General features: G+C 72.5%; 26 protein-coding genes. 20 read left to right on the top strand and 6 right to left on the bottom strand.

The window, feature by feature from the left end; genetic code table 11:
• Positions 1 to 311: 311 nt before the first annotated feature.
• A complete protein-coding gene (locus tag ACZ4W5_RS17040; RefSeq protein WP_465655257.1) occupies positions 312 to 761 on the top strand; it encodes a DUF5994 family protein in 450 nt (149 codons plus the stop codon).
• Positions 762 to 889: 128 nt separating this feature from the next.
• Entirely contained in the window at positions 890 to 1336 is a 447-nt protein-coding gene (locus tag ACZ4W5_RS17035; RefSeq protein WP_465655256.1) for an SRPBCC family protein, read from the top strand.
• Positions 1337 to 1400: 64 nt separating this feature from the next.
• On the opposite strand, the gene ACZ4W5_RS17030 is transcribed toward ACZ4W5_RS17035, so the two are convergent.
• A complete protein-coding gene (locus ACZ4W5_RS17030) occupies positions 1401 to 1787 on the bottom strand; it encodes a VOC family protein (protein WP_360242999.1) in 387 nt (128 codons plus the stop codon).
• A gap of 113 nt (positions 1788 to 1900) precedes the next feature.
• Between ACZ4W5_RS17030 and ACZ4W5_RS17025 the strand changes: the two genes are divergently transcribed.
• A complete protein-coding gene (locus tag ACZ4W5_RS17025; protein WP_360243002.1) occupies positions 1901 to 2821 on the top strand; it encodes a LysR family transcriptional regulator in 921 nt (306 codons plus the stop codon).
• Positions 2822 to 2854: 33 nt separating this feature from the next.
• Here the strand turns inward: ACZ4W5_RS17025 and ACZ4W5_RS17020 are convergent, their stop codons facing one another.
• Complete coding sequence (locus ACZ4W5_RS17020) at positions 2855 to 3691, bottom strand: helix-turn-helix domain-containing protein (protein WP_402481897.1); 837 nt, start codon at positions 3689 to 3691, stop codon at positions 2855 to 2857.
• Positions 3692 to 3807: 116 nt separating this feature from the next.
• Between ACZ4W5_RS17020 and ACZ4W5_RS17015 the strand changes: the two genes are divergently transcribed.
• Positions 3808 to 4776 (top strand): aldo/keto reductase, encoded by a 969-nt coding sequence (locus ACZ4W5_RS17015; RefSeq protein WP_465655261.1) that lies wholly within the window; start codon positions 3808 to 3810, stop codon positions 4774 to 4776.
• Between the two features lie 6 nt (positions 4777 to 4782).
• On the opposite strand, the gene ACZ4W5_RS17010 is transcribed toward ACZ4W5_RS17015, so the two are convergent.
• From ACZ4W5_RS17010 to ACZ4W5_RS17000, 3 genes are all read right to left on the bottom strand, one after another.
• Positions 4783 to 5700: a hypothetical protein gene (locus ACZ4W5_RS17010; RefSeq protein ID WP_465655253.1), complete on the bottom strand. Its 918-nt coding sequence runs from the start codon at positions 5698 to 5700 to the stop codon at positions 4783 to 4785.
• 318 nt (positions 5701 to 6018) lie between these two features.
• The gene (locus tag ACZ4W5_RS17005) at positions 6019 to 7410 is read right to left on the bottom strand and encodes a metallophosphoesterase (RefSeq protein ID WP_465655251.1); all 1392 of its coding nucleotides are present in this window, start codon (positions 7408 to 7410) and stop codon (positions 6019 to 6021) included.
• 171 nt (positions 7411 to 7581) lie between these two features.
• Positions 7582 to 8739, bottom strand: a complete 1158-nt coding sequence (locus tag ACZ4W5_RS17000) for a LacI family DNA-binding transcriptional regulator (RefSeq protein ID WP_360243017.1) — start codon at positions 8737 to 8739, stop codon at positions 7582 to 7584.
• A 358-nt stretch (positions 8740 to 9097) separates the two neighbouring features.
• On the opposite strand from ACZ4W5_RS17000, the gene hisC reads away from it, so the two are divergent.
• The 12 genes from hisC (at position 9098) to ACZ4W5_RS16940 (ending at position 20574) form a co-directional block, all read left to right on the top strand.
• Positions 9098 to 10183: a histidinol-phosphate transaminase gene (gene hisC, locus ACZ4W5_RS16995; protein ID WP_360243020.1), complete on the top strand. Its 1086-nt coding sequence runs from the start codon at positions 9098 to 9100 to the stop codon at positions 10181 to 10183.
• Positions 10184 to 10578: 395 nt separating this feature from the next.
• The gene (locus ACZ4W5_RS16990; protein ID WP_465655249.1) at positions 10579 to 11970 is read left to right on the top strand and encodes an efflux RND transporter periplasmic adaptor subunit; all 1392 of its coding nucleotides are present in this window, start codon (positions 10579 to 10581) and stop codon (positions 11968 to 11970) included.
• Between the two features lie 2 nt (positions 11971 to 11972).
• On the top strand, positions 11973 to 12776 hold the full coding sequence (locus ACZ4W5_RS16985; RefSeq protein ID WP_360243026.1) for an ABC transporter ATP-binding protein: 804 nt from the start codon (positions 11973 to 11975) through the stop codon (positions 12774 to 12776).
• Positions 12773 to 13984 carry an ABC transporter permease gene (locus ACZ4W5_RS16980; protein WP_465655247.1) on the top strand — a complete coding sequence of 404 codons (1212 nt, stop codon included), beginning with the start codon at positions 12773 to 12775 and terminating at the stop codon, positions 13982 to 13984. Before ACZ4W5_RS16985 ends, ACZ4W5_RS16980 begins: the two co-directional genes overlap by 4 nt.
• A 13-nt stretch (positions 13985 to 13997) precedes the next feature.
• Positions 13998 to 14654: a hypothetical protein gene (locus tag ACZ4W5_RS16975; protein WP_465655246.1), complete on the top strand. Its 657-nt coding sequence runs from the start codon at positions 13998 to 14000 to the stop codon at positions 14652 to 14654.
• 214 nt (positions 14655 to 14868) lie between these two features.
• Positions 14869 to 15291, top strand: a complete 423-nt coding sequence (locus ACZ4W5_RS16970) for a hypothetical protein (protein WP_465655244.1) — start codon at positions 14869 to 14871, stop codon at positions 15289 to 15291.
• A 579-nt stretch (positions 15292 to 15870) separates the two neighbouring features.
• Positions 15871 to 16083 carry a hypothetical protein gene (locus ACZ4W5_RS16965; protein ID WP_402481878.1) on the top strand — a complete coding sequence of 71 codons (213 nt, stop codon included), beginning with the start codon at positions 15871 to 15873 and terminating at the stop codon, positions 16081 to 16083.
• Positions 16067 to 16582, top strand: a complete 516-nt coding sequence (locus ACZ4W5_RS16960; RefSeq protein ID WP_402481877.1) for a DUF6879 family protein — start codon at positions 16067 to 16069, stop codon at positions 16580 to 16582. The genes ACZ4W5_RS16965 and ACZ4W5_RS16960 overlap by 17 nt, the downstream gene beginning before the upstream one ends.
• Positions 16579 to 17427: a Scr1 family TA system antitoxin-like transcriptional regulator gene (locus ACZ4W5_RS16955; RefSeq protein WP_402481875.1), complete on the top strand. Its 849-nt coding sequence runs from the start codon at positions 16579 to 16581 to the stop codon at positions 17425 to 17427. The genes ACZ4W5_RS16960 and ACZ4W5_RS16955 overlap by 4 nt, the downstream gene beginning before the upstream one ends.
• A 252-nt stretch (positions 17428 to 17679) precedes the next feature.
• The gene (locus ACZ4W5_RS16950; protein WP_465655241.1) at positions 17680 to 18768 is read left to right on the top strand and encodes a protein-L-isoaspartate O-methyltransferase family protein; all 1089 of its coding nucleotides are present in this window, start codon (positions 17680 to 17682) and stop codon (positions 18766 to 18768) included.
• Between the two features lie 318 nt (positions 18769 to 19086).
• Positions 19087 to 19533 carry a DUF3995 domain-containing protein gene (locus ACZ4W5_RS16945; protein WP_465655239.1) on the top strand — a complete coding sequence of 149 codons (447 nt, stop codon included), beginning with the start codon at positions 19087 to 19089 and terminating at the stop codon, positions 19531 to 19533.
• Between the two features lie 300 nt (positions 19534 to 19833).
• The gene (locus tag ACZ4W5_RS16940; RefSeq protein ID WP_465655237.1) at positions 19834 to 20574 is read left to right on the top strand and encodes a GbsR/MarR family transcriptional regulator; all 741 of its coding nucleotides are present in this window, start codon (positions 19834 to 19836) and stop codon (positions 20572 to 20574) included.
• A gap of 21 nt (positions 20575 to 20595) precedes the next feature.
• Here the strand turns inward: ACZ4W5_RS16940 and ACZ4W5_RS16935 are convergent, their stop codons facing one another.
• Positions 20596 to 21321, bottom strand: coding sequence for an LUD domain-containing protein (locus ACZ4W5_RS16935; protein ID WP_465655235.1), 726 nt, complete (start codon positions 21319 to 21321; stop codon positions 20596 to 20598).
• Between the two features lie 265 nt (positions 21322 to 21586).
• On the opposite strand from ACZ4W5_RS16935, the gene sigJ reads away from it, so the two are divergent.
• The 4 genes from sigJ to ACZ4W5_RS16915 all read left to right on the top strand — a co-directional run bounded on the left by sigJ (position 21587) and on the right by ACZ4W5_RS16915 (position 25646).
• Positions 21587 to 22495 carry an RNA polymerase sigma factor SigJ gene (gene sigJ, locus ACZ4W5_RS16930; protein ID WP_465655259.1) on the top strand — a complete coding sequence of 303 codons (909 nt, stop codon included), beginning with the start codon at positions 21587 to 21589 and terminating at the stop codon, positions 22493 to 22495.
• Between the two features lie 94 nt (positions 22496 to 22589).
• The gene (locus ACZ4W5_RS16925) at positions 22590 to 23066 is read left to right on the top strand and encodes a carboxymuconolactone decarboxylase family protein (protein WP_465655229.1); all 477 of its coding nucleotides are present in this window, start codon (positions 22590 to 22592) and stop codon (positions 23064 to 23066) included.
• 267 nt (positions 23067 to 23333) lie between these two features.
• Positions 23334 to 24122 carry a response regulator transcription factor gene (locus tag ACZ4W5_RS16920; protein WP_375895337.1) on the top strand — a complete coding sequence of 263 codons (789 nt, stop codon included), beginning with the start codon at positions 23334 to 23336 and terminating at the stop codon, positions 24120 to 24122.
• 12 nt (positions 24123 to 24134) lie between these two features.
• The gene (locus ACZ4W5_RS16915) at positions 24135 to 25646 is read left to right on the top strand and encodes a sensor histidine kinase (RefSeq protein ID WP_402481864.1); all 1512 of its coding nucleotides are present in this window, start codon (positions 24135 to 24137) and stop codon (positions 25644 to 25646) included.
• Positions 25647 to 25667: the final 21 nt, after the last annotated feature.

The following is a 25667-nucleotide window of genomic DNA, read 5'->3' as shown; positions in this document are numbered from 1 at the left end:
AGCAGGGACGTAGGGAACCCCCCCCCCCCCCCCCCCCACCCCCCCTCCCCCCCCCCCCCCCCCCCCCCCCCCCCCCCCCCCCCCCCCCCCCCCCCACAGCCGTTCTCGGCGCCGCCCGGAGGACTCGGCTGTCGGACCTGCTCTCCGGCCGTCGAACTGATCCGTCCCTGGCTGAACCAGTCCTGGCGGCCCGGGGGAGGTTGCGGCGGAGTACCGTGGGAGACAACCAAGGACATTCCGCACACCGGCATCAGCGCCGACGTCGCCCTGGGTCGTGACGGGTCCCTCGTGGACCGGACGGGCGGCTTCGCATGATGCCGATCGCTTTCCCCACCTCTTCTTCTCCCGGGCCGTGGTCGGTGCCCGGCATTCCGCTGTTGCCACGGCTGGAACTCGAGCCGACGATGTCGCGGGAAGGCGTTTTCGACGGGGCTTGGTGGCCCCGCTCGAACCACGTGCTCGCCGAACTGCCGGACCTGATCACCGCACTCGGCGCCCACTTCGGGCGCATCGTTCGGGTCGGCCTCGACACCACGGCCTGGGACGGCGTGCCCCGGTCCATCGAGGCGAACGGCGTGACGATCAAGATCAACTGGTTCACCGGCAGCGACGCGACGATCAGCGTCACTCGGGGTCTCCAGGACCACTTCCTGCTGCTGGTGGTGCCGCCCGGCACCGCCCCGGCGACGGCGGCCTCGGCGATGGCCGGCGCCTCGGCGACCGGGAACCACACCCCGGCCGCGGAACTCCTGTTCGGCTGACCGACGGCCGTCCGGCCCGCAGGTCGAGGTGCCGTCGAAAAGAATTTCCGCGGAGGGCGATGAGTTCTCGACGCGACTCCGGTCTACCCCTGTGAAAGCGGCGACGCGACCACGGAGGAGACACCGAGATGACCGAGACGACCACGAACCTGGGCGAGCTGACCATCACCCGCGAACTGCCGGGGACGCCGGCGGAGGTGTTCCGGGCGTACGTCGAGCCGGAGCAGTTCGTGCGGTTCTGGGGCCCGGTGGGCACCCACGTGCCGCTGGAGACGGTGACCATCGAGCCGGTGGTGGGCGGGCGTTACGACAGCACCATGGTGATCGAGGCGACCGGTGACCGGTACCCGTTGAAGGCGCGGATCACCGAGATCCGGCCGGACGAGTCGTTCACGATGGCGGTGGACGGAACGGGCATGCGCTCCACCCTGACCTTCGCCGACCTGGGGGGCGGCCGGACCAGGGTGGTGCTGCACCAGACCGACGTGCCGGCGATGTTCCTCGGGCCGCAGGCGGAGGCGGGGCTCAACTCCAGCTTCGACCGGCTGGTCGAGCACCTGGCCGACCTGGGCTGAGGGGGTCGTTCCACGGGTGCCGACCCGGTCCTCCCCCGAGGGGCCGGGGCGGCACCCTGGTCTTTCAGCTGGTGGCGTCCTGCGGGTACCAGCGGAGTTCGACGGTGTTGCCGTCCGGGTCCTGGACGTAGAGGGAGGTGGCGGTGCCGCGGGCGCCGTAGCGGGGGCCGGGGCCGTCGAGGACGGTGAAGACGCCGGAGTCGACGACCTCCTGCCAGTCGAGGGGTTCGACGGTGAGGCAGATGTGGTCGACGTTGGACTCGTGGCGGGGGCGGTGGAAGAGGTCGATGATCGTCGCGCCGTTGACCCGGACGGAGGGGAAGGAGACCTTGCCGGCCCGCCATTCGTCGACCCGGACGGGCTCCAGACCGAGCAGGCCGGTGTAGAAGGCGAGCGACCGCTCGATGTCGGCGACGTTGAGGACCAGGTGGTCGAGGGCGACGACGCGCATGGTGATCGGCTCCGGTGGTGTGGGTTCTCGTTCGGTGACGGGTTCAACGATCCTCCGGCCGGGGGTGATCATCAATGGCGGATCACCGTACGATCGTTGAGTCGGACTAAACGATGCTGGGTGCGGAGGGGCGGGGCGGCATGCTGGAGCGGCTGGAGACCGAGGTCTTCCTCGCCCTCGCGGAGGAACTGCACTTCGGCCGGACCGGCGAGCTGCTGGGCCTGACCACCGGGCGGGTCAGCCAGGTGGTGCGGAAGCTGGAACGGCGGATCGGCGCGCCGCTGTTCGAGCGGACCAGCCGATCCGTCCGGCTCACCCCGGTCGGGCGGCAACTGGCCGCGGACCTCGGGCCGGTGGTGGCCGCGATGGAGGAGGCGGTGCGCCGGGCGGTGGACGCCGGGCGCGGGGTGACGGGCGAGCTGCGGGTGGCGTTCCTCGGGGAGTCGACGGCGCCGGTGCTGCTCAGGGCGGTCGCGCTGTTCGGCGAGCGGCACCCGGACTGCTGGGTCGACGTCCGGGAGGTGCAGCTCTCCAACTCCCGTTCCAGCCTGGAGGACGGCTCGATCGACATCCTGGTCGCCTCCTACCCCTTCGACGGCATGTCGCTCGGGCCCGTCCTGCTCAGGGAGCAGCGCGTCCTGGCGGTGTCGGCCGGGCACCCGCTGGCCGCCGAGGCCTCGGTGTCGCTGGAGGTCCTCGGGGACCACCCGGTGGTGCAGTACCCGGCGGTCACCTCGGTCGGCTTCAAGCGCGACCGCACCCCCGACCGCACCCCGTCCGGCCGCCCCGTCCCCAAGGGCCCGTCCGGCAGCACCTTCTCCGAGATGCTCAGCCTGGTCGCGATGGGCCGCGGCGTCCTGCCGGTCGGCCAGTACTGCCGCCAGTACTACCCGCGCCCCGACCTCGCCTACGTCCCGATCCACGACGCCCCGCCGATCGAGCGCGGACCGGTCTGGCTGCCGGCCAACACCACCGAACGCGTCCGTGAGTTCATCCGGGCGACGGCCGAGGTGGCCGCCGCGGCCGGGAGTTAGGGCGCCCGGCGTCAGGAGGCAGGGCGCTCGGCGTCAGGAGATCGCGCGGAGGCGGGCCGGGGCCGGCTGGGTCAGTTGCTGGAGGTGGGCGGCGGTCCCGGGGTCGGCGGGGTGAAGGACGAGGAGCTGCTGGGCGTCGGCGGGGAGCTCCAGGGTCTCGCGGTGGAGGCGGAGTTCGGGGCCGGCCGGGTGCTGGAGGCGGAGCGGGCCGCGGCGGGGGACGAGCTGGTTGCCGAGGCGGCGGGTGAACTCGGGGCCGGCGACGGGGGCGAGTTCGGTGCTGAGCCACTCGGAGTTCTCGACGGTGGGGCCGAGCCAGAGGTCGAAGGCCTGCTCGTCGGCGACGTCGTCCCAGTCGGGGAAGAGGGTGCGGGCGCGGGGGTCGGTGAAGACGTAGCGGGTGAGGTTGGGGGCGGGGTGGTCGAGGAGGCCGGCGGCGCCGAGGACGGCGGCGTAGCCGGGGGTGTGGGCGAGGATGTCGCCGAGGCGGTTGGTGACGGCGGCGATGCCCGGTTCGAGGAGGCGGAGGGTCTCGCGGACGGTGGGGCGGACCTCGCGGCTGGGCGGCGCGGGGCGGACGTGGCCGCGGCAGGCGCCGCCGGTGATCTTGGCGAGGTAGCGCAGGTGGGTGCGTTCGGCCGGGTCGAGGCTGAGGGCGTCGGCGAGGGTGTTGACCACGGCGGTGGAGGGGTTGCGGTCCCGGCCCTGTTCGAGTCGGGTCAGGTACTCGACGCTGATGCCCGCGCGGAGGGCGAGGTCGGAGCGGCGCAGTCCGGGTGAGCGGCGGCGGCCGTGGTCGGGCAGACCGAAGGTCTCCGGTTGGATGCTGTCGCGCTTGGCGCGGATGAAGTCCCCCAGTGGTGTGCCCATATGACGAGCCTACGGGCGAGCGAGGTGCGGAGGGTGGCCCTGCGGGGGCCAGCCTGGGCACGGCCTGGCTGGGTCTGCCGGACGGGCGGATGGTGGTGGGCATGGAGAACGACAGCATGGAGTACCGGAGGCTCGGCGGCACCGAACTGGTGGTCAGCCGGATCGCGCTCGGCTGCATGGGCTTCGGCGGCAGCGGCCGCGGCCACAGCCCCTGGGCGCTGGACGAGGACGCGGCGGCGCCGATCTTCCGGCGGGCCGTGGAGCTCGGCATCACCCTCTGGGACACCGCCAACGTGTACGGCGGCGGCGCCTCGGAGGAGCTGGTCGGCCGCGCGGTGCGGCGCTACACCCGGCGCGAGGACGTCGTCCTGGCGACCAAGGCGGGGCTGCCGATGCACGACGGCCCGGGCGGTTCGGGGCTGTCCCGGCGGGCGATCCTGGAGCAGGTCGACGGTTCGCTCGCCCGGCTGGGCACCGACCACCTGGACCTGTTCCAACTGCACCGCTTCGATCCGGCGACCCCGGTGGAGGAGACGGTGGCAGCGCTGGCCGAGGTGGTGGCGGCGGGGAAGGTCCGGTACGTGGGCGCCTCCTCGATGTGGGCGTGGCGGTTCGCGAAGCTCCAGCACGCGGCGGCCCGGGCGGGCGGCCCGGCCTTCGTGTCGATGCAGCACCAGTACAGCCTGGTGCAGCGGGAGGAGGAGCGGGAGATGTTCCCGCTGCTCGCCGACCAGGGGGTGGGCAGCCTGGTGTGGTGCCCGCTGGCCTCGGGGCGGCTGGCCCGACCGTACGGGCTGGCGACGGCCCGTTCGGCGGGGGACGCGGTGGCCGGGCGGTTCTTCGGGGACGTGGACCGGCCGATCGTGGACGCGGTGGAGTCGGTGGCCGCCGCGCGCGGGGTGCCGATGGCGCGGGTCGCGCTGGCCTGGGTGCTGGGCAATCCGCTGGTCACCGCCCCGGTCGTGGGCGCGACCCGGCCGGGGCACCTGGACGACGCGGTGGCCGCGCTGGGCGTGCGGCTCGACGCGGCCGAACGCGCGGCGCTGGAGGGCTCGTACACGCCGCGGCTGCCGACCGGCTTCTGAGCGTGGTCAGCCGACCTCGTCCGGTCCGGTGAAGTCCGGCGGGGTGTAGCCAGGGCCGGTGAAGTCGGGCGGGGTGAAGGCGGCCGGGCGGGGGCTCCGGCCCTGGGGGTCGGTGATGCCGTCGGGGCCGGGGCTGGTGAAGGCCGGCGGGCTGTAGCCGGGGCTGGTGAAGTCGGGGCGGGTGGGTTCCCGGCCGGTCGAGTCGGGGCCGGTGGAGTCCGGGCCGGTGAAATCGGGGCTGGTGAAGTCCGGGCTGGTGTAGCCGGGGGCCGGGCGGCCCGCGACGGCGGGCAGGTGGTCGTGGAGGTAGGGCAGCAGGCCGCGTTCGCGCAGGGCGGTGCGCCACTCCGCGCGGGCGGCGCCGAGTTCGGCGGCCAGCTCGGGGTCGGTGCCGGCCGGGACGGCGGCGGCGCCGTCCCGCAAGGCGGTGAGCAGCAGGCCTATGATGCCGACGGCCATGGCGGCGACCCCGGCGGCGAGCGCGACCCAGCCGGCGGTGACCATCGCGCGGGCGAGCGCGAGGCCGGAGTCGGCGGCGCGCATCAGGTAGCCGACGAGCAGCAGGACGAGTGCGGCGGCCCAGGCGAGGATCGGGGTGAGCACGGTGAGCACGGGGAACAGCCCGGCGCCGCCGTCGCCGGAGCGCAGCTGGCTGAGCAGGCCGGGGGCGTACGGTTCGACGTCGGCCGGCGGCGGGGGCGTGGCGCGCAGGGTCTCGCGCAGCGCGGTGTAGTGGGCGTACTCGGTGGCGGCGGCGGTGTTGATGGCGTCGGCGTCGCGCAGGGCGAGGACGCGGAGCTGGTCGGTGCCGAGGGCGCCGGGGGCGCGCAGGGCGGTGAGGACGGTGCGGTCGCGCAGGGCTTCGGCGAGGAGGCGCTCGTACTCCGGGCGGTCCTCGGCTAGCAGCGGCGGGGGGTTGGACATGGGGACCCCGTTCATGCGGACCCCCGGCCCGGTGGCGAGGACGCGGGACCGCATCGAGGACGCGGGACACCCTCAGGGCGCCGGGGCGGGCGCGGAGGCGGGCCGCCGGACGGGCGGCCGGGTGTGGTGTGCCTCATGGTAGGGGCGGGTGTGCCCGTGCTGACAGTCGGTTTCCGGAATTTCGCGCCCCGGCCTGCGCGCGCGTGGGGGCGCGAGCGCTGGGAACAACTGTTCCAGTGGGGCCGACGATTGTCAGGTCGTCAGGTCGTCAGGTCCTCAGGCCATCAGAGCGTCACGTCGTCAGGGTCGTCGGAGTCGTCAGATCGGCAGCCGTGCGACCAGCAGCCGGCCCTCCATGGTGACCCCGCCGTCCATCGCCACCGCCAGGTCGTCCGCGTACACGTACGGCCCCGGGATGTGCGGCGGCTGCCCGTCGTCCGCGTGCACGGCGCCGGTGAGGTACGGGATCGGGCTGTGCCCGTGCACGACCCGGGTGCCGCCGAAGGTGTCCAGCAGCTCATGGACGGCCGTCGGCCCGGCGTCGCCGCGGAAGGCGAAGCGCTTGGTGAAGCGGCGGAAGCAGTCCCACCACTCGTCCACGCCGCCGTCGGCGAGCAGGCTGTGCACCGCGTCGTTGACGTCCGGGATGGACTCGCCGTACTCCAGGTACGCCGTGGTGTCGGAGTGCAGCAGCAGGTGGCCGTCCTCCAGGCCCATGGCGGGCAGCCGGGAGAGCCAGCTGATGTGGTGGGCCTCCAGCCGGTCCAGGTCGCTCTGCTGGCCGCCGTTGAGCCGCCAGGCGGCGAGGAAGGAGGCGGTGCCGGCGGTGGACTGGACGGGCTCGTCGCCGTACTTGGCGGCGCCGAGGAAGAGCAGTTCGTGATTGCCCATCAGGGCGCGGCAGTAGCCGCCGGCCGCGGCGGCCTCCGCGGCGAGCTGCATGACCAGGTCGATGACGCCGATGCCGTCCGGGCCGCGGTCGGTGAAGTCGCCGAGGAACCAGATCCGGGCGCGGCCGGCGGACCAGTGGCCGCCGTCGTCGATCAGGCCCTGGTGGTGGAGTTCGGCGCGCAGCTCCTCGAGGTAGCCGTGCACGTCGCCGACGACGTAGACCGGGCCGGGGGGCTCGCCGGGGCCGGGGGCCGGGTACGGGTAGGTCGGCGCGGCGGGGTCGGGCAGCGGCGGGCCGAGCTCGATCGTCGGCGGGTCGTCGCGGTCGGTGAGCTGGTCGCCGAACTGGTCGCCGAGTTGGTCGCCGAGTTGGTCGCCGAGCTGGTCCGTGAGCTGGAGGGCCGGGGAGGGCTGGTCGGGCAGGGTGGGCTCGTAGCCGCCGTGGTCCTGCGGCTCGTAACCGCCGTGGTCCTGGGGCTCGTAGCCGGTCCGGTCCTGCTGGTCGTAGCCGCCTTCGTAGCCGACCTGGCCGTGGTGCCGGCCCTGGTCGTGGTGCTGCTCCTGGCTGTGGTGCTGCTCCTGGCCGGGCCCCTGGGCGTGCACGGTGTGGCCGTGCCCCTGGCCGTCGTGCCAGTGCTGTTCCAGGTAGCGGGCCCCGCCGTAGCCGCTGTAGGTCTCCGCTTCGTACGGGGTGCCCTGGTAGCCCGGGGCGGGTTCGGGTTCGTAGTAGGTGCCGTACGGCAGCACGTCGAGGTCCGGCTGGTGGCGGGGGCCTGAGTGGGGGTGCTCAGGTCCGGGGAAGCGGTCCTCGGGTGTCATTCGCCCATCATAGGAAGACCACTCTCCCGCCGTCGTCACCTGGTGGGTATCCAATCCTCCGGAGCGTCAGCCGGGCGGTCCCGCAGGGTCCGTTTTGCCCCGGCTCGGTAGGGTCTCGTGGGTTTTTCGTGGGCGTACCGGCGGTTGTTCGTCGCCCTCCCGCCCACTGCGCTACACCTCGCCCGGGGGGCGCGGCGGGCTGACGGTGGTGCGCGGACTCCGGCGCTGGGAGGAGGCGCGGACGATCAGCTCGGTCGGCATCAGGGTGCCGGGGGGCGGGCCGTTTCCGGCGGTGCGGAAGCGCGGCGGGAAGAGCCGGGCGATGTCCACGCCCGTCCCGGAGTCGACCCCTTCGATGGCGTCGATGAGGAGGTTGACCACGGTGGTGCCGATCTTGCGCGGCTTGAGCGAGAGGGTGGTGATCGGCGGCTCGGTGGCCGCGTAGACGTCGCTCTCGCTGCAGGTGACCAGCAGCAGGTCGTCCGGCACCCGCAGGCCGTACCGGCGGGCGGCGGCCAGCAGGTCGGTGCCGTTGGGGTCGAACAGGCCGTACACCGCGTCCGGGCGGTCCGGCCGGGCGAGCAGCCGGTCGGCGGCTACGGCGCCGGCGGCCGGGTCGTGCGCGGGGTAGGCCTCGTACACCGGCTCCTGGCCGACCTTGGCGCACCAGCCGAGGTAGGCCTCGGTGGAGAGCCGGGTGTAGGTGTCGGTGCTGGTGCCGGTGAGCAGGCCGATCCGGCGGGCGCCGGCCTCGGAGAGGTGGTCGAGGATGCCGAGCACGGCGGCCTCGTGGTCGTTGTCGACCCAGGCGGTGACCGGGCAGTTGCCGGGCTTGCCGTCGCTGACCACCGGCACGCCGGACCGGTACAGCTCGCTGACCAGCGGGTCCTGGTCGGGCGGGTCGATCACCACGGTGCCGTCCAGGGCGATGTTGCCCCAGACGTCGTGGCGGGAGGAGGCGGGCAGCACGACCAGCGCGTAGCCGCGGCCGAGGGCGGCGCTGGTGGCGGCCCGGGCCATCTCGGCGAAGTAGGCGAACTCGGTGAAGGTGAAGGGTTCTTCGCCGTACGTCGTGACGGTCAGCCCGATCAGGCCGGACCGTCCGGTGCGCAGGGTGCGGGCTGCGGCCGAGGGGCGGTAGCCGAGGCGCTCGGCGACCTCGCGCACCCGGCTGCGGGTCTCGTCGGGCAGGCGGCCCTTTCCGTTCAGCGCATCGGAGACGGTGGTGATCGACACTCCGGCGGCTGCTGCCACATCCCGGATGCCGGCCCGCTCCAGACGCCGTGAGGTGGTGGGACGCCGACCGCTCTGGTTGGCTGCTGCTGTCATGGCGGACCGATCGTATGGCTCCTGACAAGGGTCTGTGACCGGCGCATCGGGAGCCTTTGGAGATACGTTTCTCCATGAGTGAGCCGGGGTGCGCCCCTTCGATCCCCTCCCGAATCCAGCCGTCTTACCTCTGACATGTGCCAAAGGAACCGGGCAGAATGGCTGATCTGCGCCTGTAACCCGTCCGGGCATCTCACTCCTACGGGTGAGGGCGGTCGGTATCGTGCAAGGCACCCGACCGGGGTTGGTCCGGGCGCGCTCCGGGATTCCCGGGGGCGCGGCCAGGTTCCGCGGTACGGCGGCGATCCCGACCGTGCGAGGGCGGGCGGACCGGCAGAGAAGACGAAGGAGTACGACCGTGAGCAGTGGTACCTCAGCGCCGGGCCCGCGCCTGCGCCCGAGCCTGGACGGCATCCCCACCTACAAGCCCGGCAAGCCGGCCGGCGCCGACGCCTACAAGCTGTCCTCGAACGAGAACCCGAACAACCCGCTGCCCGGCGTCCTGGAGGCGGCGGTCGCGGCGGCCGGCTCCTTCAACCGCTACCCGGACATGGGCGTCAGCGAGCTGACCGCCGTCCTCGCCGAGCGCTTCGGCGTGCCCGCCGAGCACATCGCCCTCGGCACCGGCTCGGTCGGCGTCGCCCAGTCGCTGGTGCTCGCCACGGCCGGCCCGGGCGACGAGGTGATCTTCGCCTGGCGCTCCTTCGAGGCCTACCCGATCATCACCCAGATCGCCGGCGCGACGCCCGTCCCGGTCCCGCTCAAGGACAACGGCGACCACGACCTGGACGCGATGCTCGCCGCCGTCACCCCGGCCACCCGGCTGGTCTTCGTCTGCAACCCCAACAACCCCACCGGCAACGTGATCCACCGCGCCGAGCTGGAGCGTTTCCTGGACGCCGTCCCCGGTGACGTCCTGGTCGTCGTCGACGAGGCGTACATCGAGTTCATCCGCGACGCCGAGGTGCCCAACGGCATCGACCTCTACCGCGACCGCCCCAACGTCTGCGTGCTGCGCACCTTCTCCAAGGCGTACGGTCTGGCGGGCCTGCGGGTCGGCTTCGCGATCGCCCACGAGCCGGTCGCCAACGCGCTGCGCAAGACCGCCGTCCCGTTCGGCGTCAGCCAGCTCGCCCAGGACGCCGCGGTCGCCTCGCTGCGCGCCGAGGAGGCGCTGCTGGAGCGGGTCGAGGCGCTGGTCGCCGAGCGCACCCGGGTCGTCGCCGGGCTGCGCGCCCAGGGCTGGGACGTCCCGGACTCGCAGGCCAACTTCGTCTGGCTCGGGCTCGGCGAGCGCTCGCAGGACTTCGCGGCGGCCTGCGCCGCGGCCGGGGTGATCGTCCGGCCGTTCCCGGAGGGCGTGCGGATCTCGATCGGCGAGACCGAGGGCAACTCGATCTTCCTGACGGTGGCGGAGGCCTTCCGCAAGGAGATCGACGGCTGAGGTCGGGTCGGGGCGGGTCGGGGCGGGTCGGGGCCCGGCCGAGGTCGGGCTGCGGTTCTGCCGGTCCGCTTTCGGTCCTCATCCGGTCCGCTGCCGGTCCTCTTCCGGTCCGCGGGGGCGCGCTCCGGGCGGGGTGCGCCCCCGCGGCGTCTGTGTGGGGGGAGTCCCGGGGCGAGGCGGGTGCGGTGCCGGCCTGAGGGCTGTCTGAGGAAGCCCTCCCGGATGGCCGGGGATTGCTGGGAGGGCGCTGGGAGTTCGGCCAACGATCGCCCACGCCCCCGCCAAGCCGTCCGCGCGGGCCGGGGGATATGGCAGATATGTCCGGATCCGGCCGGTCAGTCTTCTCCCAGCCGCCGCCCAGGGCAGCGCAAGAGCACCCGGCGAAGCTGTCCGCCATGAAGGTGCTCCCACGGCGGCGCGGTGCCGTCCTCGTCAACTCCGCGCTCGGCGTGGCCCTGCTGGGCGGTGTGGCCCTGGTGTACGCCACGCTCGACGGCAGCGGCGGCACGGCCGCCGCCAAGCCGGTCGCCCGTACCGCGACTGTCACCAAGGGAACGGTCCTGGCCACGGTGTCCGGAACCGGCACCCTGGCCTCCCCGACCGACGCCGCCCAGGACTTCGCCACGGGCGGGCGGCTCACCGCGGTCAAGGTCGCGGTCGGCGACGCCGTCAAGAAGGGCCAGGTGCTGGCGACGGTCGACACCACGGCGGCCCAGCAGCAGGTGGACGCCGCCCAGGCCGCGCTCACCACGGCGAACGCCAACCTCACCAAGGCCCAGGCAGGCGTCACCACGACGACCACCGAGCCGCTGCCCGGGGCCACACCCCCGGCGAGCGGCGGCAGCGGTTCCGGTGGGGGCCGCGGGGCGGGCGGGAGCAGTACGCCCGCCCCGCAGACCACCACCATCACCACCACCAAGGTCGACGACGCGGCCGTCGCCCAGGCCCAGCAGCAGGTCGCCACCGCGCAGACCACCCTCACCAACGCCCAGGCGGCGCTGGCCGGGACAACGCTCACCGCCTCGGTGGACGGCACGGTCGCCTCAATCTCGGCGAAGGTCGGGGACGCGGTGGGCGCCACGGCCTCCGGCTCGTCCTCCTCCTCCACCGCCAAGTCCACCGGCAGCAGCGCGAGTTCGGGATCGCCCAGCGGCTTCATCGTGCTGACCAACCCGACCGGGATGCAGGTCACCGCCAACTTCTCCGAGCTGGACTCGCTCAAGTTGAAGAAGGGCGAGGCCGCCACCGTCACGCTGAACGCCCAGTCCGACACCAAGCTCAACGCGACCGTCCTGTCGGTCAGTTCGCTGCCGTCGAGCTCCTCCTCCGGGGGCGCGGCCGGTGGCTCCGCCGTCCAGTACGCGGCCACCCTGCAGCTCAACGGGGACACCAGCACGCTGCGCACCGGTCTCAGCGCGACCGTCCAGGTGATCACCGGCGAGGCGGACAACGCGCTCTCGCTGCCGACCTCGGCGCTGTCCGGCACCGGCAGCTCGCGGACCGCCACGGTGGTGCACGAGGGCGGGGCCACCGAGCGGGTCGACGTCGGCGTGGGCGTCGAGGGGGACAGCACCGTGCAGGTGGTCTCCGGCCTCAAGGAGGGCGACAAGGTCCAACTCCCCACCACCAGCGGCAACAACGGCTTCCCGAACGGCTCCTTCCCGGGCCTGGGCGGCGGCGGTGGCGGCGGTGGCCGGGGTGGCAACGGCGGCGCGGTCGGCATCCCGGGCGGGACCGGCGGCGGTGCCGGCGGTGCGGGTGGCGCCGGCCGCGGCGGTAAGGGCTGAGCATGCAGCACGTCATCGACAGGCGCGTCCCCGCGAAACCCGTGCCGGTGATCCGGATCAGCCGGCTCACCAAGTCGTACGGGCACGGCGACGCCACCGTGCACGCCCTGCGCGGCCCGTCCCGGCCCGGGACGGACGAACCGGCCGGCGTCGACCTGGACATCGAACAGGGCGACTACGTCGCCGTGATGGGCAGTTCGGGCTCCGGCAAGTCCACCCTGATGAACATCCTCGGCTGCCTCGATATCCCCACCTCCGGCCGCTACCTGCTGGACGGCACCGACGTCGGCCACCTCGACGAGCAGCAGCTCGCACTGGTCCGCAACCGCAAGATCGGCTTCGTCTTCCAGTCCTTCAACCTGGTGCCGCGCACCACCGCCCTCGCCCAGGTCGAGCTGCCGCTCGCCTACGCGGGCGTCCGGGCGGCGGAGCGCCGCCGGCGGGCGATGGCCGCGCTGTCCCTGGTCGGCCTCGGCGAGCGGGCCGGGCACAAGCCCAACCAGCTCTCCGGCGGCCAGCAGCAGCGCGTCGCGGTGGCCCGGGCGCTGGTCACGGCGCCCGCGATGCTGCTCGCCGACGAACCCACCGGCAACCTGGACAGCCGCTCCACGGAGGAGGTGCTGGGCCTGATCGACGGGCTCAACGCCACCGGCCGTACGGTCGTCCTGATCACCCACGAGGACGAGGTCGCCCAGCACGCCAAGCGGGTGCTGCGCCTGGTCGACGGGCAGATCGTCAGCGACGTCCGGCAGGCGCCGGTCGACGGGCCCCCGCCCGCGCTGCGCCGGACGGGAGTACCGGCGTGATCCTCTGGCAAACGCTCCGCTTCGCGGTCGGCGGCCTGGCCGCCAACAAGGTGCGCTCCGCGCTCACCATGCTCGGGGTGCTGATCGGTGTCGCCTCGGTGATCCTGCTGCTGGCGGTCGGCAACGGCTCCTCCCAGGCGGTGAAGGACTCGATCACTTCGCTCGGCACCAACTCCCTTACGGTCAGCGCCGGTTCGGCGGCCGGCGGGTCGCGGGCCACCTCCTCGGTGAAGAAGCTGACGGTCGCCGACGCCAAGGCGCTGGCGAGCGCCACGGACTCGTCGGCGATCAAGTCCGTCGCTCCGGTGGTCACGACGAGCGCGACGGCGCTGTACGGGAACATCTCGTACAGCCCGGGCTCGGTCGTCGGCACGTACCCCGCGTACTTCGAGACCTCCAACCAGAAGGTCGCGCACGGCGACTACTTCACCGCCGACGACGTGCTCGGCTCGCGCAAGGTCGCGGTGCTCGGCGCCACGACGGCCAAGCAGCTGTTCGACACCGAGGACCCGGTCGGGAAGAAGATCGTGCTCGGCGGGACGCCGTTCACGGTGGTGGGCGTGCTGGCCGCCAAGGGCGGCAGCGGGTTCACCGACCCGGACGACGTGGTGATCGCTCCGCTGCCGACCGTGCAGAACGCCTTCACCGGATTCGGGGCGGTCAACCAGATCCTGGTGCAGGCGTCGTCCGCCGACACCACGACGGCGGCGCAGTCGGAGATCACCCGGGTGCTGCTCGGGACGCACGCGATCACCGACCCGACCAAGGCCGACTTCCGGATCACCAACCAGGCGTCGCTGCTCACCGCGCGGGAGAGCACGACCAAGACCTTCACCGTGCTGCTCGGCGCGGTGGCGGCGATCTCGCTGCTGGTCGGCGGGATCGGCATCACCAACATCATGCTGGTGACGGTGACCGAGCGGACCAGGGAGATCGGCATCCGCAAGGCGCTCGGCGCGCCCCGGGCCGTCATCCTCGGGCAGTTCCTGACCGAATCGACGCTGCTGTCGGTGATCGGGGCCGGGTTGGGCGTGGCGGCGGGGATCGTCGGCTCGCACTTCAGCATCGTCGGCATCAAGCCGGTGGTCATCCCCGAGTCCGTACTGGGCGCCTTCGGCATCGCCGTCGCCATCGGACTGTTCTTCGGCAGCTACCCCGCCAACCGGGCCGCCTCGCTGCGGCCGATCGACGCCCTCCGGCACGAGTAGGAGCACTTCTTCGATGGAGCACGACGAACAGGTCGCCCTGCTGGCCACCCCGCCGGACGCGCGGGACGTCTTCGCGGAGCTGGCGGCGCCGCCGAGGCGGAAGCTGCCGTGGCTGTCGCTCGTCCTCGCGGGCGGCGTGATCGCCACGGGGGCGTTCGCGGGCGGGGTCTGGTACCAGCAGGGGCAGGGCGGTTCCAGCGGTGCCAAGCCCTCGGCGCGGGCCGCTTCGGCGGCCGGGCCGGGCGCTGGCTCGGCGGCGGGCGGCTACGGGCAGGGCGGCTACGGACAGGGCGGCGGGCGCCGGGGCGGGCAGGGGCAGGGTCAGGGTCAGGGTCAGGGCGGTGGTCAGGGCGGTGGTCAGGGCGGCTTCGCGCGCGGCACCGTCAAGGCCGTCGACGGCTCGACGGTGTACCTGACCGACGCCAACGGCAACACGATCAAGGTGACGACGGGGGACTCGACCAAGGTCCAGCTCAACAAGCAGGGCAAGGTCGCCGACCTCCAGCCCGGCCAGAGCGTGACCGTGGTCGGGACGCCCGACTCCAGCGGCGGGTACAACGCCACCCAGCTCGTCGAGGGCGCCGCTACCGGCGGCTTCGGCGGCGGCGGAGGTGGCGGTGGTGGCGGCGGCTTCGGTGGAGGCGCGCCCAAGAGCCCGTCCGGCGGCTGACCCGGAAACCGTCGGACGACCGCTTCGCCCCGCTGGCCCCATCCAGCGGGGCGAAGCCCTGCCGGGGCCTGACCCGCAGGAGCAGCACCCGCGAGGCCCTCGCCCTGGGGCCTGGGGGTGGGTCCAGCCCCACCCCAGGTGTGGGGCCAGACCCGTGTTGTGTCTTCCGCCGTCTCCGTAGATTCGTTCTCACCACGACACGGAGGACAGAACAATGGCGACCACGGCGACCGCGAACCTCGGCAACTCCGGTACCGACGAGGCCTTTTCGACCGCGAAGAAGTGCCTCACGCTCTTCGGCGCGATCGGTGTGATCACCCTCGCGACCGTTGCCGTGATGGCGTCCACCGGGCACGCGACCACCCCGTTCATGTGGATCCGCGGGATCATCTTCCCCGCCCTCGCCCCGGTGCTCCTGCGGATCACCGCCCGCGCCGCCGGCGGCGACTACAAGGCCTTCGACCGGATCCGGACCATCTCCACCGTGATGCCGCTCGCCGTCCTCGGCGTCGACCTCATCCCCGGGATCTGCCCGGCCTGGTACGCCGTCCTCCAGGGCCTCTCCGCCCTGGCGGTCCTCCCCATCGCCTTCCTCACCCGCACCAAGGCCATGGCCACCGCCTTCCCCAAGCCGTGACCCCCGAGCCCCGCGCGGGGACCCCGCTGCCCCTCGGTGGACGAGCTCACCACCCAGGGGCTGCCCTTCCAGCGCCGCTTCGGTTTCACCGACGCAGGCCACAAGCACGGCCGTTGGATCGACACCGTCCTGATGCAACGCCCCGTCGGCTGATCCGAACCCGGGGTGTCAGAGCTCCGATCAGGACTCGCCGGTGCCGGACTCACGAACGGCCCGCTCCCAGAGGTCCAGCCCGGCCCGGAGCAGTTCGCGCACGGCCGCGGTCTCCTCGTCCGTCCAGGCGCCCCCGTCGTTGTCCTCGCCCCCGCCCTGGCCGGCGGTCGGATCGAGGGCGTCACCAGGTCAGCCATGCAGGGTCTCCCGTGGTTTCGCGACTCCACCCGCCGCCTTGCACAGGAAGTCGGCCCGGCCGACTTCCTGTGTCGACTCTTCGCTCGATGCTCGAACGCTTCGACCGCTGGGGAAGATCCTCAATTCCAGGTCGGGAATATCTGCGGTGCGGCGTGGACAGGGGTCGGCGGGCCGCCCTAGCGTCGTCGGCAGCAGATGGGGAAGTGCCCGACCTGAGAAGGGGTCAGCATGGCCGAGCAACCGCAACTGACAAGGCTCACCGGCAAGTTCGACGGTCCGACCTGTGATGACGACGACTGCCCCAATGTGTATGCCACCGACCGTGAGACCTTCGTGGTCCAGGGTGACCACTTCGCGGGCCTGAAGGTGCCGGCCGGGGAGTCTGCCGTCGAGATCCCGCGGCAGGTCCTGGAGGAGGCCGTCCGTGCTCTTGGATGGTGAGCAGTGGAGGGCGCACTTCGACCGGTACCGGCGTGAAGCGTTCCGCCTCGAAGTACAGCCCACCTACACGATGCCCAAGGAGGCCGAGAGCCTTTCCCGCTTCCTTCGCGGGGAGCCGAAGCCGGTCGATCACAACACCGCGTGGCACCAACGCGTGCGTGGCTTCGTCGCTTCGGGGCGTGCGATCGGGCGGGTCCGGGTGGTCCGTCGGCCCCTGACGGATTACCAGCGGTACCAGTTCGCTTGGGGGATCCCCGGGAACATCGAGGCAGGTGAGGACATTCGAATCCTGGATGCGACGGACCGGGATTTCGGGCTGCCGGACCGGGACTGGTGGCTGTTCGACGAGTCCTCGGCGGTCCACCTCAATTTTCGCCCGGACGGGACCCAGATCAATCGGGAGCTGGTCACCGGCGACATGCGACAGTACCAGGAGTGGAAGGGAATCGCCCTCGATCATTCCGTGCCCTTCGCCGAGTACCTGAAAGAGCATGGGTGATCCTCGATCCCGACCAGCTCGGCAGATCGAAGTCGGATCTGGCCGAAACGCTGAGAAGGCTCCGCCTGGAGGCCGGTCTCACAGGAGACCGGCTTTCGGTGCGTTGTGGCATGTCCCAGAGCAAGATCAGCAAGATCGAGACCGGAAGGGTGACTCCGAGCCTGGTCGACGTGGAGCTCATCCTCAGGGCGCTCGACGTGCCTGTCGCCGTCCTCCAGGAGGTTTCCGCGCTGGCGCGAACCGCGAACACCGAATGGCAGGGCAAGCGCGCTTCCTGGCGGCGAGGCGTCGAGAAGCGTCAGGCCGAACTGCTGTCGCTGGAGAGAGACGCGACAGAGCTGCGGTACTTCCTGCCGGCGATGATCACCGGCCTGCTGGCGACGCCCGAGTACATCCGGGCGAGCCTGAGTCATTCTCCGGGCGACAGGGCGGTCGTCACGAGCCGGAAGCTGGAGCGCCAAATGGTGCTCCATGACGAATCGAAGTCGTTCACTTTCCTGCTGACGGAACAGGCGGTGAACTGGGCTCTGGTTCCTCCCCTGGAAATGGCTGTTCAAATAGACCGCCTGGTGTCACTTTCCCGTCTTCGGGCGGTTCGGATCGGCGTGATCCCGTACGGAACACCTCTCGCCCGTGGTCCGATGAACACCTTCACGATGTACGACGACCGCCTCGTCACCATGGAGTCGTTCACTGGGCGGATGGTGTTCCGGGATTCGCGAGACCTACTGCACTATCGTGAGATCTTCGCGGCGTTCGAGGCCTGTGCGCTATTCGGTGACCCCGCCCGGGTCCAGCTGTGCGAATGGGCGGGGCGTTATCGGGAGGAATCCAGAGATCTTTAGTCAGTATCGGGAATATTGGTGAACGGCTGCCCGGAATTCTCGTAACGTGCTCCTTGCTGGTCGGAGAATTCATTCGCTGGAGGGAATGCAGATGGGAAAGCACGGCGGAGGATCGGGCGGGGACGGCCCGGGTAAGGCCGGTGGGGGCAGCGGCGGCGGGCACTCCGGCAAGCCGGACACCGCGCCGCACGACGGACAGCGGGACGCCCCGCCCAAGAATCTGCCCAAGCCGTCGAAGCCGTAGGGGACGTCATGACGTGGGACGAACTGACCGACGCGCTCCGGGAGTCCGGAGCGCTGTCGTCCGCCTGGGAGAAGACGTTCCGCACCACCCCGCGTGAGCTGTTCACGCCGGACCGGGTGCTGCACGGGGGAAGGTGGGTCGATCGCGCCGAACAGCCCGATCAGTGGGTTGAGTTGGTTGCCTCGGATCTGGCTCTCGTGACGCAGGTCTACGACGGGACGGACACTCCGTCGTCGTCCAGTTCCATGCCCACCGTGGTCGCGCAGATGCTCCGGCACCTGGACGTGGACGAGGGCATGCGGGTCCTGGAGGTGGGCACCGGCACCGGCTGGACAGCGGGCCTGCTGTCCCGCCAGGTCGGCGCGGAGAACGTGACCAGCGTCGAGCTGGATCCGGACCTCGCACGCCGGGCCCGGCACCGGCTGCATGCCGCTGGCCTGCGGTCCACGGTGATCGCCGGTGACGGCACACTCGGCCATCCCGAGGGCGCCCCGTTCGACCGGGTGCACTTCACTGCGGCCGTCCAGCGGCTTCCGTCGGCGATCATCGACCAGACGGCCCCCGGCGGGGTCATCCTGGTGCCGTACGGCACGCCGCTCTGCAACGGCGCGTTGCTGCGGCTCACGGTGGCGGAGGACGGGCGGTCGGCCAGTGGCCAGTTCGTCGAGGACGTCTCGTTCATGTGGGTGCGCGACCAGCGCCCCGACAGCGGCGAGTTCGACATCGGGGACATCCGGCGCGGCGCATCCGGGATCGACCCGGCTGCCGTGGCCGAGCAGACCCATGCCGCGTTCGCCATCGGGCTGCGGATGCCGGACCTGTTCCGCCAGGACGTATGGGCCGGCTACGACCGGTTCGGCACCGGCCGGGCAGAGGTCTGGGACGGCACCTCCTATGCCCACTGCCGCTTCGCCGACTGGGCCGGCCCGCACGCCGTGTCGCAGTCCGGCCCACGGAGCCTGTGGGACGAGGTAACGGCGGCGCACGGCTGGTGGGTCCGTCACGGCAAGCCCGACCTCACCCGGCTGGGCATGACCGTGACCGTGTCCGGCGAACACCACCCGTGGTTGGACGAGCCGGGCAACGTCCTCCACTGACCCCGATCGGGCGGGCCGACTGCTCACGGATGAGGGGGTTCACGGGCCGGCCGCGCGCGCTGCGGCCGGCCCGCTGGATGAAGGGTGAGTGCATGTAGAAGATCTCATCGGGGCTCTGGCGGGTGATCAGGGGACGATGCAGTGGCGGAGGTTCTGGTTCTGGCACTCGAGTTCATGGTCGGCGTGACCGGCATCGTCCGTCACGAGGACGGGCGGGCATGACGGACGGCCGGGGTGCGGCCGCCTCCCCTGGCAGGGGGAGGGGGCCGGGCCGTGGGGACGATGTGTCGGGCGCCCGCGTGCCGGGACCGTGGAGGCATGAAGACGACCGTCCTCCGCCCCGCCGCTTACGCCGCCGCCGTCTGGGCCGCCGCGTTCTCCCTCGTCCACCTCTACTGGTTGTTCGGCGGTCGGATCGGCCTGCCGTCCGGGCTGTCGGTCACCGGGAACACCCCGCTGCTGATCATCGACATTCTTGCCATCCCGGGGTGTGCCGTCGCGGCGGTGGTCGCGCTGGCGATCGTCCGGCCGTGGGGCGGGCGGCTGTCGGCCCGACTGCTCGGGGCCGTGCTCTGGGGCATCACGGCCGTCCTGCTGGTGCACTCGCTGCCGTCCGTGCCGGACTGGCTGGCGCTCGCCACCAGCTCCCGGACGACGGCCGACTTCGACGCGATGGGCCGGTTCGCGACGCTGCTCTACGAGCCCTTCTTCCTGGCCGGCGGGCTGCTGTTCGGCCTCGCCACCCTCGGCCGTCGCCGGGGCTGAGGGGGCACGCGCAGCTGGTGATCACTCATGGGGCCACGTCGGCTGGGTCCGCCGGCCGGGTGCCTGCGCCATGGGACCAGTCTTGGCCCCTTGGTTTCTGACGTAGGAAAAGCTACGTTGCGTTCATTCCTCTGCTCGCGGTCTCGCGGCAGGAGAATCCTATTTTCGCAGCTAGATTGCCGAGGATCATTGCCATAGACCTGCCGGGGATGCAACGAGCTGGGCCGCCTTTCGTTGCAATGGAATGACGGTGGACGCTATCTTGAGCGCAGAGACCACCGATCCCCGAAGGAGGCCGCGATGCCGGGCGGCAGGCTCACCCAGCAGGAACGCCAGCAGATCGCGCTGGGACTGGCCGACGGCCTCGCGTACGCGGAGATCGCCAGGCGGCTCGACCGGCCGACCTCGACCGTCACCCGTGAGGTGATGCGCAACGGCGGCCCCGGCACCTACCGCGCCGACCTGGCCCACCGCGCCACCGGGCACCGCGCCCAGCGCCGGCGGCAGGCCGCGCCCCAGGGGCCGAGCACCACCCCGCAGCCGCACGGCCGGGACGCCGAGGCGGTGCACGCCTACGAGGAGGTGTTCACCTCCGTCCTGATGCAGTCCGGCATGCCACGGATGACGTCCCGGGTGCTGGCCTGCCTCTACATCACCGACGCGGGCAGCCTCACCGCCGCCGAGCTGGTCGAGCGCCTCCAGGTCAGCCCGGCGACCATCTCCAAGTCGATCGCCTTCCTGGAGAGCCAGGGCATGGTGACCCGGGAGCGCGACGAACGGCGCCGCGAGCGCTACTTCGTGGACGACGACATCTGGTACCGCTCGATGATGGTCAGCGCCCAGGCCACCGCCCAGCTCGTCGACACCGCCCGGGAGGGCGTCGGCATCCTCGGCAGCGGGACCCCGGCGGGCAACCGGCTGGAGAACATCGCCCGCTTCCTGGACTTCGTCTCCGAGTCGATCGCCCGCGCCGCCGAGCAGGGTCGCGAGGTGCTGCACGCGAAGCCGTTGGGCGGGGAGGCGGCGGAGAACGCCGAGTGAGCGGCGGCCCCGGCCCGGGCCTCAGTACCCGATGGCCTCGCGCAGCAGCAGCACGGTGCCCCGGGAGAAGAGGGTCGGCGCGTTGAGGACCAGCAGCTGGTTGACGGCGCTCGGTTGGCCGTAGGCGGCCCGCGAGCGGGTGTCCTCCAGTGGGAGCACGTGCTCCTCCAACCGCCGCAGGGCGGTCGGCAGGTCGGGGACCACCTTCTGGGCGCCGACGACCCAGATCGCCTCCCCCGCGCCGCCGGCGTTGCCGGGCAGCTGGCTGCCGCTGGCCGAGGCGATCACCAGGGAGCCGGTCTCGGTGAGCGCGGCGACGCTGCCGACCGCGACGTCGGGGGCGGCGAGCAGGTGCCGGATGCCGTCCGCCTCGGTGGTCCGGTCCATCGCCGTCACCCGGGACCTGACGGACCGGCAGCGACTGCCGTCGTTGAGGTCCTCGTCGATGCCGGACAGCCGGAGCGTCTCGCTGGCCGCGGTGAGGACGGTGGCGTCCGGCCGGACCAGCTCCCGGACCCGGGCCCGGGCCGCGGCGGCGTCGTCCAGGAGCTCGACGGCGAAGCCCCGCGCCGCGAGGGCGGCGGCAGCCCGCTCCAGGCGTTCCGTGTCCGCGGGGGCGTCGAAGCCCGCACCCGCCGCCGCGCCCCCGGCCGGTCGGTGGCCGTCGCGCATCGTCACCGCATCGGTGAACTCGGCTTGCGGGGCCTGGATCTCGACCAGGTCGGTGGTGCTCCGGAAGTCGTTCACGGTGGTTCTCCTTCGTACCGTTCGGTTGCGTCTGCCGGGTACGACCGAACGGCACGCCGGAACGTGAGGTGGCGGGGCGGCTGTCACATTCCGCTGCGCTGTGCAGTCGTAGGAGTGACGGAACGGACCGGAGGCGGGTGGGGCCATGGACGTGGACATGGACGTGAACGGGGACGGGGACGTGAACGTGAACGGGGACGTGGACGGGGACGTGGACGGGGACGTGGACGTGGACGTGAACGGGGACGTGGACGCGGGCGGGGAGATGGACGACGACGACCTGAGCGTGATCATGAGCGAGCGGCGGCGGCTGACCAACCTGGCGTACCGGATGCTCGGCTCCCTCGCCGACGCCGAGGACGTCGTGCAGGAGACCTGCGCCCGCTGGTACGCGATGCCGACGGAGCGGCGGCAGGCCGTCGCCTCGCCCGCCGGCTGGCTGACCACCGTCGCCAGCCGGATCTGCCTCACCCAGCTCGGCTCCGCCCGCGCCCGGCGGGAGCGCTACGTGGGCGAGTGGCTGCCCGAGCCGCTGCCCGGACACCGGGAGGGGGCCGACGGCGCGGCGGCGGACCCGGCGAACCCGGCGGACCCGGCGGACCGGATCACCCTCGACGAGTCGGTGAACATGGCCTTCCTCGTCGTCCTGGAGACCATGACGCCCGCCGAGCGGGTGGCGTTCATCCTCCACGACGTCTTCCAGTACCCGTTCGCCGAGGTGGCCGCCGTCGTCGGCCGCTCGGCGGCGGCCTGCCGACAGCTGGCCGCCTCGGCCCGCCGCCGGATCCGCGCGGCGCAGGCGCCGGTGGCGCCGACGGGCGTGCAGGCGGGCCTCGTCCGGGAGTTCAAGCGGGCCTGGGAGGCGAAGGACGTCAGGTCGCTGATGGACCTGCTCGACCCGGAGGCCACCGTGATCGCCGACGGCGGGGGCCTGGCCGGCGCCCTGTTGGAGCCGCTCCTCGGCAGTGAGCGGATCGCCCGCGCCTACGCCGGCTCCGCCGGGCTCGTCGGCGGCCGGACGCTGCGGGAGCGCACCGTCAACGGCCTGCCGGGCCTGGTCGTCGAGCAGGACGGCGTCACCGACACGGTGATCGCCTTCCGGACCACCGGGCACCGGATCTCCCACATCTGGGTGGTGCGCAACCCGGAGAAGCTCCGCCCGTGGCAGGGGTGACGCGGGTCACGTCCGGGGGTGTCACACGGCGCCCGGCTACCTGGTCCTAGAGAACGACAACGGCAAGGAAGCACCGAAACCGAGGGAGCACACCGTGGAAGCCCGACTGAACCCCTTCGCCAACCCGGTGATGACCAAGTTCTCCAAGCACCTGATCGCCGCGAACAAGCAGCTCGCCGACACGTCGCTGCCGTACGCGACCCAGGAGTTGGTGCGGCTGCGCGCCAGCCAGATCAACGGCTGCGGGTTCTGCGTCGACATGCACTTCAAGGACGCCGTGCACGCGGGGGAGGAGGCGACCAGGCTGAACCTGGTGGCGGCCTGGCGCGAGGCCACCGTCTTCACCGACGCCGAGCGGGCCGCCCTGGAGCTGGCGGAGCAGGGCAGCCGGCTCGCCGACGGGGGCGGGGTGACGGACGAGGCGTGGGAGAACGCGGCGAAGCACTACGACGAGGAGCAGCTCGCGGCGCTGGTCTGCGTCATCGCGCTGATCAACGCCTTCAACCGGGGCAACGTCATGATCCGCCAGCCCGCCGGCGACTACCGGCCGGGCCAGTTCGGCCAGCACTGAGCGGGGCCCGCGCGGGCGGTCGGACGGCACTCCGTCCGGCCGCCCGGCGTCCTTCGGGGCCGCTGGGGCCGCTGGGGCCGCTGGGGGGCGGGCGAGGGCGGGCGGGGCGTGGCCGGCCCGTACGCACACCACCGAGCCCCGTCCCTGGGGGCTTGTCGCCGCAAAACCGACCGTTAAGGTGTTAATCCAACATTCATCCATGCCGCGTAGCCTCCGGGGGCTAGCCTCATGCTGAACGTCATCGTCCGACCGGGAGGCGAAACCCCCGTGCAAGGCACTGTCACCACACCGGGCGGCCCCGCCGTGGCCGGGGGCCAGGGCGAGGCCTTCCTCCTCGTCGTGGACGACGAGCCGAACATCCGCGAACTGCTCGCAGCCTCGCTGCGGTTCTCCGGATTCCGGGTCGCCTCCGCCGCGAGCGGGACGGAAGCGCTGGAGCTGATCGCCGTCGAACGTCCGGACCTGGTGGTCCTCGACGTGATGCTGCCCGACCTCGACGGCTTCACCGTCGTCGAGAAGCTGCGCGAGCGCACCAACCGGGGCCAGATAGCCGGGCCCGCGCACGGGCACCCGGGCGACCACCTGCCGGTGCTGTTCCTCACCGCCAAGGACGGCGTCGGCGACAAGGTGCAGGGCCTGGCCGCGGGCGCGGACGACTACGTCACCAAGCCGTTCAGCCTGGAGGAGCTGATCGCCCGGATCCGGGCGATCCTGCGCCGGGCCGGCGGCCCCGCCGAGGACGGGCGCCTGCTGGTGGCCGACCTCAGCCTCGACCCGGTCGCCCACGAGGTGACCAGGGCCGGCACCCCGGTCGCGCTCTCCCCGACCGAGTTCAAGCTGCTGCACTACCTGATGGCCAACGTCGGCCGGGTGGTGTCCAAGGCGCAGATCCTCGACCACGTCTGGGCCTACGACTTCGGCGGCGACCTCTCCATCGTCGAGTCGTACATCTCCTACCTGCGCCGCAAGCTCGACTCCGGCCCGGCGCACGGCCCCAAGCTGATCCACACCGTGCGCGGCATCGGCTACGCGCTGCGCCGCCCCCCGCAGGGCTGACCGGTCCCGGCCGTGTTCACCCGCTTCACCTCCCGGTTGTCCCTGCGCGCCCGGCTCCTGGTCCTCGCCCTCGTGCTGGTGACCACCGGGCTCGTGGTCAGCGACACCTTCGTGCTGGGCGCCGTCCGGGCCCAGCTGGTGGAGCAGCTGGACGAGCAACTCCAGCGCTACGGCGTGCCGTTGTCCCGCAAGGCGCCGATGCAGGTGAGCACCCCGGGCAGCAGCAAGCCGGTCCTCTCGGGGCGCCGGATCAGCCTGCCCAGCCAGTACCTGGTGCAGTGGCTGTCCGCGGACGGCAAGGTCCAGAACTCGCTCCGCCAGCCCGTCTCGGACAGCGACCCGGCTCCCCAACTCGGCGGCCTGGACCCGACCCGGACCGCCCCGGACTCCCCCTTCGACCTGCCCGACCAGCGCGGCCACCACAGCTGGCGGGTCCTGGTGCTGCCGATCCAGGCCCCGCGCACGCCGACCCCCGGGCCCGGCGTGTTCGCCTCCCCGGTCGGCACCCCGACCTACGTCATGGTCGCCGTCTCCCGCGAGGACGTCGACGCCACCACGGCCCGCCTCGGCACCTCCTTCCTGGCCATCGGTGGCGGCGTCCTGCTGCTCATCGCCGCGCTCGGCTTCTTCGCCGTCCGGGCCGGACTGCGGCCGCTGCGGCGGATCGAGGAGGGCGCCGCCCGGATCGCGGCCGGCGAACTGTCGCACCGGATGCCGGAACTCTCCCCCGGCACCGAGGTCGGACGGCTGTCCGTCGCGCTCAACGGCATGCTCACCCAGATCGAGGCGGCCTTCGCGGCCCGCGCCGAGTCCGAGGCCCGGATGCGGCGCTTCGTCGCCGACGCCTCGCACGAACTGCGCACCCCGCTGGCCGGCATCCGCGGCTTCGCCGAGCTGTACCGGATGGGCGCGCTGCCCACCGGGGCGGACGTCACCCGGACCATGAGCCGGATCGAGAGCGAGGCCGTCCGGATGGGCACCCTGGTCGAGGACCTGCTGGTGCTCGCCCGGCTCGACGAGGAACGCCCGCTCGACCTCGCCCCGATGGACCTGCGCACCCTCGCCGCCGACGCCCTGCACGACCTCACCGCGCTCGACCCCAGCCGCCCGGTCGCCCTCACCGGCCCGGCCGGCAGCGGCGCGCCCGGCGCGGCGCCCGTCCTCGGCGACGAGGCGCGGCTGCGGCAGGTGGTCACCAACCTGGTCGGCAACGCCGTCAAGCACACCCCGCCCGGCACCCCGGTGCGGATCGGGGTCGGCGGCGGCGCCGACGGGGTCTGCCTGCTGGAGGTCGCCGACGCCGGGCCGGGCCTCACCGAGGAGCAGGCCCAGCGGGTCTTCGACCGCTTCTACCGGGTCGACGCCTCCCGCAGCCGCGACAACGGCGGCGGCGGCGGACTCGGCCTCGCCATCGCCACCGCCCTCACCCGCGCCCACGGCGGCACCCTCACCCTGGACACCGCCCCGGGCGCGGGCGCCACCTTCCGGGTCGAACTGCCCGCCGACGGCGACCGCGCTTCCTGAGTCCTCGTCGGCTCGTCGCCT

This window comes from Kitasatospora sp. NPDC029367, assembly GCF_055569135.1.
The sequence above is the reverse complement of the archived record's forward strand: the minus strand, read 5'-3'. Positions and strand labels throughout refer to the sequence as shown.

Coding starts and splice junctions, on each gene's coding strand:
- ACZ4W5_RS17040 (WP_465655257.1), top strand. CDS start 312: ATGATGCCGATCGCTTTCCCCACCTCTTCTTCTCCCGGGCCGTGGTCG.
- ACZ4W5_RS17035 (WP_465655256.1), top strand. CDS start 890: ATGACCGAGACGACCACGAACCTGGGCGAGCTGACCATCACCCGCGAA.
- ACZ4W5_RS17030 (WP_360242999.1), bottom strand. CDS start 1,787: ATGCGCGTCGTCGCCCTCGACCACCTGGTCCTCAACGTCGCCGACATC.
- ACZ4W5_RS17025 (WP_360243002.1), top strand. CDS start 1,901: ATGCTGGGTGCGGAGGGGCGGGGCGGCATGCTGGAGCGGCTGGAGACC.
- ACZ4W5_RS17020 (WP_402481897.1), bottom strand. CDS start 3,691: ATGGGCACACCACTGGGGGACTTCATCCGCGCCAAGCGCGACAGCATC.
- ACZ4W5_RS17015 (WP_465655261.1), top strand. CDS start 3,808: ATGGAGTACCGGAGGCTCGGCGGCACCGAACTGGTGGTCAGCCGGATC.
- ACZ4W5_RS17010 (WP_465655253.1), bottom strand. CDS start 5,700: ATGTCCAACCCCCCGCCGCTGCTAGCCGAGGACCGCCCGGAGTACGAG.
- ACZ4W5_RS17005 (WP_465655251.1), bottom strand. CDS start 7,410: ATGACACCCGAGGACCGCTTCCCCGGACCTGAGCACCCCCACTCAGGC.
- ACZ4W5_RS17000 (WP_360243017.1), bottom strand. CDS start 8,739: ATGACAGCAGCAGCCAACCAGAGCGGTCGGCGTCCCACCACCTCACGG.
- ACZ4W5_RS16990 (WP_465655249.1), top strand. CDS start 10,579: ATGAAGGTGCTCCCACGGCGGCGCGGTGCCGTCCTCGTCAACTCCGCG.
- ACZ4W5_RS16985 (WP_360243026.1), top strand. CDS start 11,973: ATGCAGCACGTCATCGACAGGCGCGTCCCCGCGAAACCCGTGCCGGTG.
- ACZ4W5_RS16975 (WP_465655246.1), top strand. CDS start 13,998: ATGGAGCACGACGAACAGGTCGCCCTGCTGGCCACCCCGCCGGACGCG.
- ACZ4W5_RS16970 (WP_465655244.1), top strand. CDS start 14,869: ATGGCGACCACGGCGACCGCGAACCTCGGCAACTCCGGTACCGACGAG.
- ACZ4W5_RS16965 (WP_402481878.1), top strand. CDS start 15,871: ATGGCCGAGCAACCGCAACTGACAAGGCTCACCGGCAAGTTCGACGGT.
- ACZ4W5_RS16950 (WP_465655241.1), top strand. CDS start 17,680: ATGACGTGGGACGAACTGACCGACGCGCTCCGGGAGTCCGGAGCGCTG.
- ACZ4W5_RS16945 (WP_465655239.1), top strand. CDS start 19,087: ATGAAGACGACCGTCCTCCGCCCCGCCGCTTACGCCGCCGCCGTCTGG.
- ACZ4W5_RS16940 (WP_465655237.1), top strand. CDS start 19,834: ATGCCGGGCGGCAGGCTCACCCAGCAGGAACGCCAGCAGATCGCGCTG.
- sigJ (WP_465655259.1), top strand. CDS start 21,587: ATGGACGACGACGACCTGAGCGTGATCATGAGCGAGCGGCGGCGGCTG.